The sequence below is a fragment of the Flavobacterium sp. FlaQc-52 genome (assembly GCF_044007495.1).
Taxonomy (GTDB): domain Bacteria; phylum Bacteroidota; class Bacteroidia; order Flavobacteriales; family Flavobacteriaceae; genus Flavobacterium; species Flavobacterium cupriresistens.
Map to the genome: position 1 here is coordinate 228,029 of NZ_JBIPCV010000004.1, position 15,473 is coordinate 243,501.

At 34.9% G+C, this 15,473-nt stretch carries 13 protein-coding genes; 7 read left to right on the top strand and 6 right to left on the bottom strand.

Annotation, left to right across the window (positions count from 1 at the left end; translation table 11 throughout):
- Nucleotides 1-223: 223 nt before the first annotated feature.
- Together ACHRV5_RS09675 and ACHRV5_RS09680 are read right to left on the bottom strand one after the other, a co-directional pair.
- Nucleotides 224-1,768: a ribonuclease E/G gene (locus tag ACHRV5_RS09675; protein WP_047772924.1), complete on the bottom strand. Its 1,545-nt coding sequence runs from the start codon at nt 1,766-1,768 to the stop codon at nt 224-226.
- 427 nt (nt 1,769-2,195) lie between these two features.
- On the bottom strand, nt 2,196-2,486 hold the full coding sequence (locus ACHRV5_RS09680; RefSeq protein WP_007805026.1) for an HU family DNA-binding protein: 291 nt from the start codon (nt 2,484-2,486) through the stop codon (nt 2,196-2,198).
- A 139-nt stretch (nt 2,487-2,625) separates the two neighbouring features.
- Between ACHRV5_RS09680 and mutY the strand changes: the two genes are divergently transcribed.
- From mutY to gldD, 4 genes are read left to right on the top strand one after another with little or no spacing between them, the layout of a single operon-like run.
- Nucleotides 2,626-3,672, top strand: a complete 1,047-nt coding sequence (gene mutY, locus ACHRV5_RS09685) for an A/G-specific adenine glycosylase (RefSeq protein ID WP_395426600.1) — start codon at nt 2,626-2,628, stop codon at nt 3,670-3,672.
- 37 nt (nt 3,673-3,709) lie between these two features.
- A complete protein-coding gene (locus ACHRV5_RS09690; protein ID WP_047772927.1) occupies nt 3,710-4,150 on the top strand; it encodes a single-stranded DNA-binding protein in 441 nt (146 codons plus the stop codon).
- Nucleotides 4,151-4,173: 23 nt separating this feature from the next.
- Complete coding sequence (locus ACHRV5_RS09695) at nt 4,174-5,469, top strand: gliding motility-associated protein GldE (RefSeq protein WP_047772929.1); 1,296 nt, start codon at nt 4,174-4,176, stop codon at nt 5,467-5,469.
- A gap of 1 nt (nt 5,470) precedes the next feature.
- The gene (gene gldD / locus ACHRV5_RS09700) at nt 5,471-6,031 is read left to right on the top strand and encodes a gliding motility lipoprotein GldD (protein ID WP_395426601.1); all 561 of its coding nucleotides are present in this window, start codon (nt 5,471-5,473) and stop codon (nt 6,029-6,031) included.
- Between the two features lie 69 nt (nt 6,032-6,100).
- On the opposite strand, the gene ACHRV5_RS09705 is transcribed toward gldD, so the two are convergent.
- Nucleotides 6,101-6,481, bottom strand: coding sequence for a heavy-metal-associated domain-containing protein (locus ACHRV5_RS09705; protein WP_047772933.1), 381 nt, complete (start codon nt 6,479-6,481; stop codon nt 6,101-6,103).
- Nucleotides 6,482-6,585: 104 nt separating this feature from the next.
- Here ACHRV5_RS09705 and ACHRV5_RS09710 point away from each other — a divergent pair, with 104 nt between their 5' ends.
- Nucleotides 6,586-7,452: a DMT family transporter gene (locus ACHRV5_RS09710; protein ID WP_395426602.1), complete on the top strand. Its 867-nt coding sequence runs from the start codon at nt 6,586-6,588 to the stop codon at nt 7,450-7,452.
- Nucleotides 7,453-7,652: 200 nt separating this feature from the next.
- Here the strand turns inward: ACHRV5_RS09710 and ACHRV5_RS09715 are convergent, their stop codons facing one another.
- Together ACHRV5_RS09715 and ACHRV5_RS09720 are read right to left on the bottom strand one after the other, a co-directional pair.
- The gene (locus ACHRV5_RS09715) at nt 7,653-9,701 is read right to left on the bottom strand and encodes an insulinase family protein (protein ID WP_395426603.1); all 2,049 of its coding nucleotides are present in this window, start codon (nt 9,699-9,701) and stop codon (nt 7,653-7,655) included.
- A gap of 10 nt (nt 9,702-9,711) precedes the next feature.
- Entirely contained in the window at nt 9,712-11,034 is a 1,323-nt protein-coding gene (locus ACHRV5_RS09720) for a pitrilysin family protein (RefSeq protein WP_047772937.1), read from the bottom strand.
- A gap of 254 nt (nt 11,035-11,288) precedes the next feature.
- Here ACHRV5_RS09720 and rplU point away from each other — a divergent pair, with 254 nt between their 5' ends.
- Together rplU and rpmA are read left to right on the top strand one after the other, a co-directional pair.
- Entirely contained in the window at nt 11,289-11,726 is a 438-nt protein-coding gene (gene rplU, locus ACHRV5_RS09725) for a 50S ribosomal protein L21 (RefSeq protein WP_047772939.1), read from the top strand.
- Between the two features lie 24 nt (nt 11,727-11,750).
- The gene (rpmA, locus tag ACHRV5_RS09730; RefSeq protein ID WP_035685981.1) at nt 11,751-12,011 is read left to right on the top strand and encodes a 50S ribosomal protein L27; all 261 of its coding nucleotides are present in this window, start codon (nt 11,751-11,753) and stop codon (nt 12,009-12,011) included.
- Nucleotides 12,012-12,673: 662 nt separating this feature from the next.
- Here rpmA and ACHRV5_RS09735 read toward each other — a convergent pair.
- A complete protein-coding gene (locus ACHRV5_RS09735) occupies nt 12,674-15,430 on the bottom strand; it encodes an AsmA-like C-terminal region-containing protein (RefSeq protein WP_395426604.1) in 2,757 nt (918 codons plus the stop codon).
- Between the last annotated feature and the right edge of the window lie 43 nt (nt 15,431-15,473).

Consider the following 15,473-nt stretch of genomic DNA (forward strand, 5'->3'; position numbering starts at 1 on the left):
TGGCACGCAGATTTGCTTCGCCAGTTCGCTATCGCTCGAGTAGCAGATTTTCGCAAAAGCAATAAAAGAAAATCTGTGCAAATCTTTCTAATCCGTTTAATCTGTGGCACTATTTTTCAACAAAACACTTCAAAAATAATTCGTGCCAATTCGCGAAATTCGTAGCAAAACACTAAAAAAAAGACACAAAAAAACCGCTAATCTTTCGAAAAGCGGTTTTTGTTTATTCTGAAATAACATTTCCTTTTTTATCATAGAAATGGTATTCTAAGTACGTGTAAGCGTCACGAGGTATGATTTTCACCCATTTCTTATGTTCAAAAAACCATTTTGAACGTAATGATGGAAAACCTTTACTGAGGTATGCAGCCACAAACGGATGTGTATTAAGTACAACTTTATTGTGGGTTTTTAAAATTCTTTCTAAATCAGAGGTGATTTTATCAATGATTAAAATTGGTGCTTCAATTTCACCATGCTCATTGTTTGGATCTTCTTCTCTAGTTTTAATGTTAACTTCTGGTCTTACGCGTTGTCTTGTAATCTGGACTAGCCCAAATTTACTCGGTGGTAAGATTTTATGCTTTGCTTTATCGTCGCTCATTTCTTCTCGCAAGAAGTCGAACAGGACCTTCCTGTTTTCAGGATTAGACATATCAATAAAATCAACTACGATTATTCCACCCATATCACGCAAACGAAGTTGTCTGGCAATTTCGGCGGCAGCAATCATATTCACTTCCATGGCAGTGTCTTCCTGATTAGTTGCTTTATTCGAACGATTTCCGCTGTTTACGTCAATGACGTGTAGAGCTTCCGTATGTTCGATTATCAGATAAGCGCCTTTGCTCATTGAGACCGTTCTTCCAAATGAAGTTTTGATTTGTCTTTCTATATTGTATTTCTCAAAAATTGGAGTGTCATTTGATTGATAAAACTTAACAATCGATTGTTTGGAAGGTGCAATTTCTTGCAAGTATTCCTTTGTTTGATGGTACAACTCTTCATCATCTATCTGAATACCGCTGAAGGTATCATTGAATACATCTCTTAATATTGAAGAAGCTCTGTTAAGCTCTCCTAATACTTTTGATGGATGATGAGCAGTTGGTAATTTTTTACACATTGCAGTCCATCTGCTAAGCAGGTTCTGCAAATCTTTTTCTAATTCGGCTACGTTTTTGCCTTCGGCTACTGTGCGAACAATAACACCAAATCCTTTAGGTTTGATCGATAATACAAGTTTTTTTAGACGATCCTTTTCCTTTTTGTCTTCTATTTTTTGTGAAATAGAAACACGGTCAGAAAACGGAACGAGAACAATAAATCTTCCTGCCAAGGAAAGCTCAGCGCTTATTCTTGGGCCTTTGGTAGATATAGGTTCTTTTACGACTTGTACTAAAACAGATTGATTGGCACTTAAAATATCAGTAATGATGCCATCTTTGTCAATCTCTTTTTCAAACTGAAAGGTTTTTAGGGAGAAATCTTTTATTTTACCTGCGCTTACAAGTTTTATGAATTTCAGTTGGGAAGCTAAGTTAGGTCCTAAATCATGATAATGTAAAAAGGCATCTTTTTCGAAGCCTACATTTACAAAAGCAGCATTAAGTCCAGCAACTGGTTTTCGTATTTTGGCAATAAATATATCACCAACTTGAAAATTGCTTTTCTCTTCTTCTTTGTGTAATTCAATTAGTTTTCCATCTTTTAATAAGGCAAAATCTACGGCTTCAGAACTAGATCTAATGATTAATTCTTTATTCACACTGTAAATTTTTATCTGTTTTTTCAGAAAATAGAAGAAAGAGAAAAGAAAATGGATTTTTTTAAAGAAATCTAAAGTCTAAAATCTCAGGTCTAAAATCTTATTTACAGATGGATTAAACAATATTTTTTTAACAGGTATTGAACCCGGGAGGGAAAAGTTAAATCTCAAGTTTTAAAACTCCAAATTCCAATTGAAACCTATAGAGATTCCTCTTTTTTTGGATTTTGGATTTTATTTTTTGGAATTTTTGAAATTTCCCAAATTTCAATGAACGTTTAAAAAGAAAAAAGTAGTTTAAAACTACTTTTTCTTCTTGTGACGGTTAGCTCTCGCTCTTTTTTTTCTTTTGTGAGTAGCTACCTTATGTCTCTTTCTTTTTTTACCACTTGGCATATCGTATCGATTTTATGATTAATTAATAATGTTATTTAGCTTCGTTGTTTGTTTTAACCCCTTCTACAAATACTTTTGCAGGTTTAAAAGCAGGAATGTTGTGTGCTGGAATTTTGATAGTGGTGTTTTTAGAAATGTTTCTTCCAGTTTTTTCAGCTCTAGTTTTTACAATAAAACTACCGAAACCTCTTAGGTAAACATTATCTCCAGTCTCTAGTGAAGTTTTAACTTCTTCCATAAAAGTTTCTACTGTTGCTTGAACATCTCCTTTTTCAAGACCAAGTTTCTCTGAAATTTTCGCTACGATATCTGCTTTCGTCATTTTCTTTCCTATTTTATTTTATAAATGGTGTACTATTTTTTGAGTTTGCAAATATAGGAATTAAAAAAATAATTAATCAAGCTAAATCGTTAAATTTTAATTACATAAACATTTACTTTTGTAATCTAAGTATTTTGCAATGAATTTTCATAACATATTGATAAATTGGTATTTACAGAACAAACGTGATCTGCCATGGCGAAAAACGACCAATCCATACCTAATTTGGCTCTCAGAAATTATGTTGCAACAGACCAGAGTTGCGCAAGGAATGCCCTATTTTTTTTCTTTTACAAAGGAATTTCCTACTGTTTTTGATTTAGCAAATGCCGATGAAGAGCAGGTTTTGAAACTTTGGCAGGGGTTAGGGTACTATTCTCGTGCCCGAAATCTGCATAAAACGGCTCAGTACGTCGCCAATGAGTTGAATGGTGTTTTTCCTCCTTCCTATAAAGACTTACTAAAATTGAAAGGAGTTGGAGAATATACAGCCGCTGCAATAGCCTCTTTTTCTTATAATGAAGTGGTGCCTGTTGTAGATGGAAATGTATTTCGCGTGCTTTCTCGTTACTTTGATGTTGAATCCGATATTGCATTGCCTGCGACTAAGAAGGAATTTACAGCACTGGCACATGAATTAATGCCGAAAGACAATCCGGCTATCTTTAATCAGGCGATTATGGAATTTGGAGCTTTGCAATGTGTTCCTAAAAGTCCCAATTGCCCTGTTTGTGTCTTTACTGATAGTTGTGCGGCGCTGCAAAAAAAGAAAGTCGATGTTCTGCCCGTTAAATCCAAAAAGATAAAAGTGACGAATCGGTTTTTTAATTACTTGATTCTGGAGGATGATTTAGGGAATACTTTGATACAAAAAAGGACTTCAAAAGGCATCTGGCACAATCTGTATGAATTTCCGCTTTTAGAAACGCAGGAGATTGTTGGTTTTGATTTTGTCTCAAAAGCAGCTGCGAATGATATTTTTCCTGCCTATACTATTATAGGTATAGAGGAGTGTAGTGATGCGACCGTTATTCATAAACTTTCGCACCAGCATTTACATATTCAGTTCTGGAAAATTAAAATAAAAGACAGAATTGAAAACGGTATAGAAGCTAACAATTTGAAAACGTTTCCTTTTCCAATTGCCATTTATAATTTTATCGAAAAGCAGGAAATAAATTGCTAAAATAATGTATCTTTGGGATAAATACCACAATTAAACCATGAACGGAACATTAAATAAAGTGATGCTCATTGGCCATTTGGGCGATGATGTAAAGATGCATTATTTTGATGGAGGAAACTGCATCGGACGTTTTCAGTTGGCAACAAACGAAGTTTACATTAATAAAACTACGAACGAAAAAATAACTTCGACAGAATGGCACAATCTGGTTGTGCGCAATAAGGCAGCTGAGATTTGCGAAAAATACCTTTCTAAAGGAGATAAAATATATATCGAAGGACGCATCAAGTCACGCCAGTGGCAAGCGGAAGACGGTACAACAAAGTATACGACCGAAATTCAGGTGACGGAGTTTACTTTCCTGACAACCAAAAAAGAAACTACAGGACATAAACCGAATTCCGAGTCAGAATCCGCAAAAAATGCTAACTTTGACGCGACTAACGAAGGCTTGCCTGTAAATGACCTGCCTTTTTGATTGTTTAACTAATTTTTTTCAGTTTGGACCCGGAGCCCAGTTTACTTTTTAATGCAAATTTAGACGTCAATTTAATAATTGGATTTGTCGGAATATTTATTTTGCTGTTTTTGTCGGCAATTGTTTCAGGTGCAGAAGTCGCACTTTTTTCATTGTCGCAAAAGGATATTGACGAGGCATTACAGGAAAATTCACCAAAAGGAAAAATTATTTCCACTCTTTTAGACCGCCCCAAAAAACTTTTAGCAACATTACTGGTAGCCAATAACTTTTTGAATATTGGAGTTGTGATTCTGTTCTCCTTTGTAGGGAAGAACATTTTTGCCGATGTAGATTCACCGGTTTTAAAATTTATTCTGGAGGTAATTCTGGTTACTTTCTTTATTTTATTGTTTGGTGAAGTTTTGCCAAAAGTGTATGCCAGTCGTAACAATATAAAATTTGCGAAATGGGTGGCTTATCCCGTAGTCGTTTTAGATAAATTACTTTCTCCAATAAGTTTGCCTATGCGCAGTGTTACCCTATATTTGCAAAATAAATTAGGGAAGCAGAAAAATAATTTCTCCGTAAATCAATTGTCACAAGCTTTAGAACTTACAGATTCTGAAGGAACATCAAGTGAGGAGCAAAAAATATTAGAAGGAATTGTCTCTTTTGGTAACACGGATACCAAGCAGGTAATGAGTCCGAGAATTGATATTTTTGCTTTAGAAATTTCAGAATCATTTGAAGCTATTTATTCGAGAATAGTAGAAAAAGGATTTTCGAGAATTCCGGTTTACAGAGATAATATTGATCAGATCGAGGGTGTTTTGTTTGTTAAGGATTTATTACCTCACCTTGATAAAAAAGAATTTGATTGGGTGTCTTTAATTAGAGAACCCTTTTTTGTTCCTGAAAATAAAAAGCTGGACAACTTGCTAAAAGATTTTCAAAGCCTTAAAAGCCATTTGGCAATTGTGGTCGATGAATATGGAGGAACCTCCGGATTGGTTTCTTTAGAAGATGTTATCGAAGAAATTGTGGGTGATATTAGTGATGAATTCGATGACGAGAATTTGAATTTTTCGCAAATTGACGAAAAGAATTTTCTCTTTGAAGGAAAGATTAATATGAAAGATTTTTACAGAATTGTAGAAGTAAACGAGGATGCTTTTGAATCTCGTAAAGGAGAAGCAGAAACGCTGGCCGGTTTTATTTTGGAAATTCTGGGTAATTTCCCTAAAAAGGATCAGAAAATTGCGTTTGAAAACTGTGTCTTCACTATCGAAACAGTAGATAAAAAACGTGTAAAACAAATAAAAGTAACATTAGATTAAAATGCTTAAAAAGATATTTTCAACAATTATAATTTTGCTGGTTTTTACAATGTTAAGTTGTAAAAATGAAACATTACCTAAGCCGTCAAGTTATTTACGTTTAGATTACCCGGAAGCGAAATATGTGAAATTTGAAAATAATTGCCCATTTACTTTTGAAATGAATGAAGGTGCAATTATTAAAGGAGAGAAAAATTGCGGGTTTGCTATTACCTATCCTAAGATGAAAGCAACAATCTATCTGACGTATAAACCGGTAAATAACAATATCGATAAATTGCTAAAAGATGCGCAAAAGCTTACTTATGAACACGTAATTAAGGCAGATGATATTTTAGAGCAACCTTATTTGAATCCCGAAAAAAAGGTGTACGGTATGTTTTATCAGGTGGATGGAAATGCGGCCACAAACTCACAGTTTTATGTAACAGACAGCACGAAGCATTTTATTACAGGATCGGTTTATTTTTACGCAAAACCTAATTTTGATTCTATAATGCCGGCAGCCAGTTATATTAAAAACGACATGCGCGAATTAATGGAAACATTGAAGTGGAAATAAAGATTTTAGATTTTAGATTTTATAAAAAAAGCATCCTTTGGATGCTTTTTTTATTTGAAATCTTTGTGATTATGATTTTACGTTTGAAACCTTGTAGGTTTTTCCGTCTCCGGTTGCCTGAACTACTTTGGTTAGGTTTTCCGGGTTTTGGATTGTTTTGTCAAAGGTTACGGTAGCTGTTTTTTTGTCAAAATCTACAGCTGCTTTCTCAACGCCTTCCAGGTTCGACAATTCTTCTTCGATGGTTTTTGCACATCCAACAGCACAAGTCATTCCGTCGATAGTGAAACTTGCTGTTTGTACATTCTCAGCGGCAATGGCAACTTGTTTTTTAGGTGCTTCTTTTGTCTCAGTTGTTGCTGTCGTTAAGGTTTCGGTTTCTGTTTTTTTGCATCCAACGAATACTAAACCTGTTAGTGCTAAAGTGGCTATGATTTGTGTAAATTTCATCCTATATATGTTTTAAGTTTATTATTGATATTCTTTGCAAAATTAATAAAAAAGCGAAGGTCAATTCATAAAAATAGTACAAATTTGTAATAAAAACAAGATTTATGGATGCAAAACGATTGAAGTGGTTTTATTTGCTGTTACTTTCTCTTATCTGGGGAAGTTCTTTTATTTTAATCAAAATTGGCTTAATTGGTTTGACAGCAATTCAGGTGGGTTCCCTCCGAATTATTTTTGCAGCTGTATTTTTGCTGATTATCGGATTTTCCAGTTTAAAGAAAATTTCGCGTCGTCAATGGAAATTTATTGCACTGACATCTGTTTTTGGGACTTTTATTCCGGCTTTCTTTTTTGCGATTGCAGAAACCCGTGTTGACAGTTCGATTGTTGCTATTATGAATTCACTTACGCCATTAAATACCTTAATTCTTGGTGCGATTGCCTTTGGAATCCAATTTCAAAAAAGGCAAATTCTGGGAGTTTTTGTAGGCTTTGTGGGTTGTTTGCTGCTGGTTTTAAGCGATGCTATGACGCATTCCGGACAAGATTATTATTATGTAGTTTTGGTGGTCATTGCAACGATTTGTTATGCTATAAATGTAAATTTAATCAAGAGATATTTGTCTGATTTGAATTCGTTAAGTATTACAACGGGGAATTTTGCTGTTTTGCTCGTGCCGGCATTAATCATTCTAAGCACAACCGATTTTACACAAAGAATAAGTCTTGAAGTATCACAACATTCTATTTTATTTGTGTTGATTTTAGGAGTTTTGGGAACGGGAATTGCAAATGTTGTTTTTTTTAAATTGATCCAAATGTCATCGCCTGTATTTGCAACTTCAGTAACTTATCTGATTCCGATAGTAGCTTTCTTCTGGGGATTATTAGATAATGAAATGCTGACACCAATCCAGTTTTTTGGAGCGTTTATCATACTGATTGGAGTCTATCTCTCGGCAAAAAAATAATTTCGCAAGTGAAAAGGTTTTTTTTGTGAAGTGTAAAATGTGAAATGCAGAATAAGGAATGCAAGATGTGAAATATAGAGCAAGAAAAATCGAAGATTTTAAGTGCTAAAAAAAAATCTCAGAATCTCAGAACCTCAGAACCTTTGCAACTTAAAAAAGAAAGACTATCAATATTGACAGTCTTTCTTTTTTTTTGAGAGTTATTTGAAATCCGCTTCAGAAACGCCTTCGTTGATTTTGATATCAGACATTTTAATATCCAGTTCAAAACCTGCATTTTGAATGATATTGAAAGGGACTTTTATGCCCTTTACCTCTTTGTAGTCATTAAAGTAAGTGGTTTGTGTGGTAGATTGACCACTTTGTTCTTTTACTTTAAGTTTAGCTACTTTTAAACCCGATTTTACATCATAGTAATAAACAGTTTTGCCGTCTTTTATAGTGTAAGATTCCTGTCCGTTTATAGATTCAATTCCATCCACTTTTAGATCGGTTCTTTTGCTTAGGCGTAATTCTTCAAATGGAGTAGCGCTTGCTTTCATTTCGGCTAAATCATCGCCTTCTAAGTTTTTGCGTTGTCCTTGTTGTTCTACGTAAGCACCATTTGCATTTACAACTTGTTTCATTAAAGGCATGCTACCAAGGTTTAGCGAAACCATCATTTTTCCTTGTGAATCTAATTTCGAAGTAAAACTCAAGGGAGATGGGGCTTGCGGAATTGTAGTAGTCCCGGTCATGAAAAGTGTTTTAGCTGTAGAAACCGTTTTTTCGCCACCAATTGCTTTAATGTAGTTTTGAAAAACCGTTTGTGCAGTAACTCCGGCTGGAGCTTCTTTTTTAGAAACAGGTTTGTCAATTGGATTTCCGTACTTGTCAAAATAGTAAATAGGGATCTGAAGTTTTTCAAGACCAGGAAGCACTTCAGCGCCTTTTCCGGCAATTACAATACGCATATGATCCAGTAAGAAATATTTGTTGGCTACACGATAAATATCATCAGGAGTAACATTGTTAATCGTTTGAATGTATTTTTCGTAGAAATCTGCAGGAAGTTTTTCTGTTTCAATGTTTAGTGCATAACGTGCGACTGTTTGTGGTTTTTCAACCTGCATTACAAATCTTCCGATATAACCCGCTTTTACATTTTTTAAAACATCATCAGCCACTTTTTCAGTTCGGATTCTTTTTATTTCTTTTACAAATTCAACAACTGCACTATCGGTAACGGCATTTCGTACGGCAGATGAAGCTCTGAATTTGGTAATGTATTTTCCGCTTCCAATATTTGAACTTGCTCCGTAGGTCCAGGCGTGTTGCTCACGTAAGTTCATGTTAAGGTAACTGTTAAAATCACCGCCCAGAATCTGATTTGCTATTACAGCAGAGAAGAAATCAGGGTCGCTCATTTTTAAATTCAGCGTATTAACTAATGAGATTTCAGATTGAACTGCATTTGGCACATCTACAAAATCAATTTGAAGTTTAGAAACATTTTCGGGATCCGGATATGTGTTTTTTGGAGCAGTTTGTTTTTTCCATCCGCCAAAAAGTTTTTCAACCGCCGCTTTTGTTTCTTTGAATTTTACATCGCCAATTATAACTAAATAGGCATTTTCGGGAACAAAATAAGTAGCGTAGTTTGCCTGCACATCGGCAAGAGTAACATTTTTTAAGGTTTCTTCAGAAACGTACTCTCCTGCAGGGTGGTTTTTTCCAAAAGCCAAAACATCAACAACACGATTTGCAATTGCGGGAACGCTTTTTTCGTCGGCTTTAAGGCCTTCAGATAATTTTGCTTTTTCCTTGTCAAATTCGGTTTGTGTGAAATTGGGTTGTAACGCACCTTCAGCTAAAAGCTCTAAAATACGTCCGGAGTATTTTGAAAGTGAACTGGCATAGGCTCCCTGTGAGTTGAAATTGATCTGCGCTCCGTAAAAGTCGATCTCTTCGTTAAAAGCTTCTTTAGCTGTTTTTTTAGTTCCGTTTCCAATCAGGCTGCTGGTAAGTTCATCTACGCCTTTTTTGTTTCCTTCGATGAAAGGAGCGTTGTCCAGGCTTAGGTTGAAGCTTACTCGGGGTAGCTTATGGTTTTCAACTACCAAAACTTTCATTCCGTTTGCCAAAACAAAGGTTTGTGGTTTTTTGATATTGACGACAGGAGAGTTTCCTGGTTTCGGTTGTGGACGATCTTGTGCTTGCATAATTCCGCTGAGGAATAAAAGGATTAAAACGGTATGTATTTTTTTCATGATTCGATTCTTAGTTTTGAACTTTTGTTGAAGGAACATAATCTAAAATTAAACGCTGGTTAGGGTTTAAATACTTTTTGGCAACCTCTCTGATTTCTTCTCTGGTGATAGAGTGATAGAGGTCGATTTCGGTATTGATCAGATTGACATCTCCATAAAGTAAATAGTAAGAAGCCAAATTTTCTGCAATTCCTTCAACGCTTGCATTTGCGTTGACAAAATTGTTATCGAATTTGTTTTGTAATTTTTCATAATCTTTTTCAGAGATCAAATCGGTTTGGATTTTTACGATTTCTTCATCGATTTCTTTTAAAAGGTCTGTCGTTTTGTAGATTCCCATTGGTAAGCCGTACAAAATATAGGTTCCGTAATCTTCCTGGCTGAATCCTACAGCGCCAATTTGAAGCGCCATTTTTTTATCGTCAACAATTTTTTTATACAATTTGGAACTTTTTCCGTCGCTCAGATAAGAAGAGATTAGATCCAGAACTCTGGCATCTCTTGTTTTCATCGAAGGGGTTCTGTAAGCTGCCACCACCATCGGAATCTGAATGTTGGGATCTTCATAGGTTGCTTTTATAGTCTCAGTAATAGGGGCCTCGGTAAAAGTTTGTTTTTTTACGTCTTCTCCTTTTGGAATTGGTCCAAAATATTTCTGAATCCACTCTTTGGTTTTTGCTTTGTCGAAATCTCCGGCAACAACCAGAACAGCATTGTTTGGGGTATAGAATTTTTTATTGAAAGCTTGAAATTCTTCTAAAGTAGCAGCATCAAGATCTTTCATAGAGCCAATAGTAGTCCAGCGATACGGGTGATTTTTGAATATGTTTTTCTTTACCTCAGGAAGGATATTTCCGTAAGGCTGATTGTCGTAACGCATTCTTTTTTCCTCTTTGACTACCTCGTTTTGCGTGTCAACTCCTATTTTATTAATAATAGGATGCATTAAGCGCTCCGATTCCAGCCATAAGCCAAGTTCTAAGTTGTTTGATGGGAAAACCTCGTAGTAATACGTTCGGTCATCAGAAGTGTTGGCGTTGTTTACACCGCCATTGGCAGTGACGATTTTCATCCATTCGCCACGTTTTATATTTTGAGTTCCTTCAAATAATAAATGTTCAAAGAAATGGGCGAAACCCGTTCGATCCGGACGCTCGTCCTTAGAGCCGACATGGTACATTACAGAAGTAATGACAACAGGAGCCGAAGGATCGTTATGCAGAATGACATGCATGCCGTTGTCTAAGTTGTATTCTTCAAAAGCTACTTTTTGAGCATGAGCTACTCCGCCAAGCATTAGTGCCGCGCTTAACATCATTATTGCATTTTTCATAAAGATTAATAATTTTATATACCTAATAGTGTAGGCAGCTAAGATTTAGTTACATCAAAAATAACTTTTTTTTAATTACCAGATTGCAATAATTATGATTTTAGTAATAATTAACTTATAAAATGACATTTATTAGAGTAAAAACCCCTGAAAGACAGCTCTTCTATCATTGAAAATATTTTTGAAATAAGGGATTGCATACTAAATTATTAATTGTATATTTGCAACCTTAAAAATCAATAAATCAATTTGGTATGTATGCAATCGTAGAGATAGCAGGGCAACAATTCAAAGTAAGCAAAGACTTAAAGGTTTATGTTCACCGTTTGACTAATGAAGAAGGTTCAAAAGTTTCTTTTGACAAAGTTCTTTTATTAGACGATAATGGAAACGTAACTTTAGGCGCCCCAGCTATAGAAGGTGCTTCAGTAGAAGCTAAAGTGTTACAACACTTAAAAGGAGACAAAGTTATCGTTTTCAAAAAGAAAAGAAGAAAAGGATACAAAAAGAGAAATGGTCACAGACAATATCTTACTCAAATTGTAATTGAAGGTATTACTGCAGCTGGAGGAACTAAAAAAGCAGCAGCTAAAAAAGCGGTTGTAGCAGAAGATGCAGCTACTGAAGAAGTAGAAGCTCCAAAAGCTAAAAAAGCAGCTCCAAAAGCAAAAAAAGAAGCTACTAAAGAATAATAACAATATTTAAACTCATACGTCATGGCTCACAAGAAAGGTGTCGGTAGTTCGAAGAATGGTAGAGAATCAGAATCAAAACGTCTAGGCGTTAAGATTTTTGGTGGACAAGCTGCTATTGCTGGGAACATCATCGTTAGACAAAGAGGTTCAAAACATAATCCAGGTGAAAACGTTTACATCAGTAAAGATCACACCCTACACGCAAGAGTAGCTGGAGTTGTAAAGTTCCAAAAGAAAAGAGATAACAAATCTTATGTATCTATCCTTCCATTCGAAGCATAATTCATTAGACTACTTATTACAAAACCCGTTCTGAAAAGAGCGGGTTTTTTGTTTTTGGGAGGGTTGGGATTTTAGGTTTCGAGTTTTAAGTTTTAGGTTTCAAGTTTCAAGTTTCAGGTTTTGATGCGAATTTGTGTCATTTCGAGGAACGAGAAATCACACCCAATATTCGACAACGATGCGCCCTTAGCTTGTGCGATTTCTCGTTCTTCGAAATGACATAAATAACGCAAAAAAAGAAGAACGAGAATCACGCAAGAAACTTCCGTAGAGACGCACAGCAGTGCGTCTAACTCCATATTACAAAATCCGTTCTGAAAAGAGCGAATTTATTATTTATAGGTACAAGAAATCACACAAGTTAAGGATGCATTGTTGTCGAATATTGGATGCGATTTCTCCTTCGTCGAAATTGACGCAAATGGCGTGAAAAGGAAAATAAAAGTGAACAAGAATCTTCCGTAGAGACGCACAGCAGTGCGTCTCCTTCCATATTAGTTACAAATGCAATTGATAATAAAAAGTCTCCGTATAATTTGTTATTCGAAATTTATACATTACAATTTAAACAAAAAAACCTGCTCATTTAAGAACAGGTTTTCAAATACTTTCATTCCAGTATTGGAATTTGGAATTTCAAAAATTTGGAATTTTACTTCATGTTATTCAGAATCTTTAGTTTCTTCCAGATCATCAGATTTTCTTCCCAGTTTTATTTTTGGATTATCCTGAGTTCCGGTTACGGTCAACGGAATTCCGAAGATACCTAGCGGAGGAAGACCTAAACGCATTTTTAGGTTTAGTTTTCCGTCCAGGCTTGTTGTTCCTTCAATTCGGGGTCTGAAGCCTGCAAATTTAAATTTAAAACGTTCTACCGTCATAATATTATTCTTGATGGTGGTTTTGATGTCTACTTTGGAAACATCGGGATTCTTGATAGCTTCAGAACTTGTTTCTTTACTTACGGCAGTAAACATTTTTAAGCCTCTTATTTTTACATCTTTTACAGAAAGTGTTCCACCACCAACAAGAGAAGGGTATACAGGGCTCATGCTGCTGTTTAATCTTCCTTTTAATTGATAGTCTAAAGAAACAATTCCTTGCGCTTTCTCTGCCGCACTGGCCATTTTTCTGAAAACGTCAATTTCGTTATAAGCTCTTTTAATATCAAAATCAGTTGCTTTGATAGCGTAATCAAAATTTGCTTTTTTCGGTGTAATCGCTTGATAATTTGCATTCATGGTAACATTACAGCCGATTAAGTTGAAACCGGTGTTTTGCATGCTTAGTTTGCCCTTGTTCATTTTTAGATTACCTGTTGCATTCAGTAGATTTAATTTGTCAAAATATACTTTTTGTGCATTTGCTAGTAATTGCAGATTCAAATTAGTAGGTATAATAATTACTCCTGTTTGTGCAGCTTGTGTTTGAGGTGCTTTATTTGGGTCTTCCGTTGGTGTTACTGTTGAATTTGCAGCTGTATTCGACATGAATTCATCCACATTAATGTATCGGGAAGTAACTTTAAACGATCCTTTTAAAATTCCTGTAGTGGTCGTTGCGTAGTTAAAAACGTTTTGCAAATACCCATTCATCCTAAAATCAGATTGGCCGTATGCAGCCAGAAAGTTATTAAAGGACATTTTATCCTGATTGATTTTAAAAATACCCTCTTTAATAATGAAGCGTTGCGGAAGATACTCAGACGTAATCGCAATATTTCTAAGTTCAAGAGTTCCTTTGTTGTGCAGTTTGCTGTAATTTCCTCTCTCAGCATCGCTTTGTTTTCCTTTTAGGGCTAAATCTGCTTTTACAGAACCGTCTAAATCAAGTCCTTTCTGAGAAAAAACATTGTATATTTTGCTGATATCAAGTTCTCCTTTCGCTTTGATGTCATACGTTAGATCATCAAAATTACTTAGTTCGGCCTCGACAAAAACAGGTTTTCCTTCAAAAGTAAACTGCGTTGGTTTTAGGCTTACTTTTAAGTCATCAAAAGTTCCTTTGTTGTTTTCTATTTTCGATTTAACAATAATATTAGTGATCGGATTGGGGTAATATTTGGTTTTCAAATACCCGTTATCCAGATTGATAAAGCCATTAGTTACAGGGAAAATTCTGTTTTTCTGATCAAATTTACCGTTTGTTTTTACGTCACCTGCTAAAGTTCCTTTTAGTGTTAAATCAGGTATTCCGAGCGCTTTAGTTAGTTTTTCGAGGTCAATTTTGGCTTTAAAGTCACCTTTTATATCCGGTGTATTGATACCTTTTATATAAAATTTTGACTTCAGATAATCCTGATTGATATTTAAAGATAAATTTTGAGCATCAACAATCAGAAGATCCGGATTTAAAGAAGGAACGGTCGTTTTTAGTTGCAAGTTTAAGTTTGAAATCGGGAAAGCACTTTTGTTATAATTCACCAAACCGCTGTCTATTTTTAAATCTAAATTCAAATCAGGAGCGACGTGTTGTGAGGCAATATAATCTCCTTTTAGCGTTAAAAGTAAATTGGTGTTTCCTTTTATGTCTGTTTTAGAAAGCCAGGTAATGTATTTTGGAGGGAAGGCAGTAAATACATCGTGCAGATCGCTATTGTTTGATTTAATAACAAAATCCATGTTGTAACCGTCTTTCAGGAAATCAAATTTTCCTTTAAAATCAACCAAAAGATCATTGATTTTTAGATCGTTTTGTTGGAAATAAAAAGACAATGAGTTCACATTTACCTTGGTAATCAGGTCTGCATTTATCTTTTTATTCATTAAATACGGTTCGTTTTCATAAACAATATTCAGCTTTTCAATTTTTGCTTTAGAATACAAATCAAATACCGCTTTATTCAAATCACCTTTCCCAAGATAATCAAAGCCCAGAGCGTCAAAATGAATCTTAGTGGATTTATCATCGTAAACAATCTTGCTGTTTTGAATCTCAATATGTTCTAATTTTAAGGCTGTTTCAGAACTGTCCTTTGGGTTTGAAGCCTTCGGTGACGATTTGTATATGTTGTAGTTGGCTTCCCCTTTCTCATTTACTTTTACATTAATAAAAGAGTCGGACAAATAGATCTGGTCAATTTTTACCGATTTGCTAAAAATCAAACTTGCGACATTGATTCCAAAAGAAACCTCTTTTGCCGTGATGAATTTTTCGTTTTTGTAAGGTGCCGAACCATTAAGCTTTAAATCGTTTAAAGTTAAAGTTAAGGAAGGGAAATGATGAAAAAACGAAATCGAAACATCCGAATAATTAAGCTCTGCACTTAATTTTTCATTGGCGGTTTTCTTGATTTGATCTTTAATCTGATCTGCAAAAACAATAGGAGTTAAAAATAACAACCCTAAAATAACAACGAAAGTTATTCCGGTGTATTTTGCGATTTTTAGTAAGACGGATTTTAATTTGCTTTTTGACATAACAAAAGAGTTAGACGGTGTGGTATTATAAATGGCGACTATT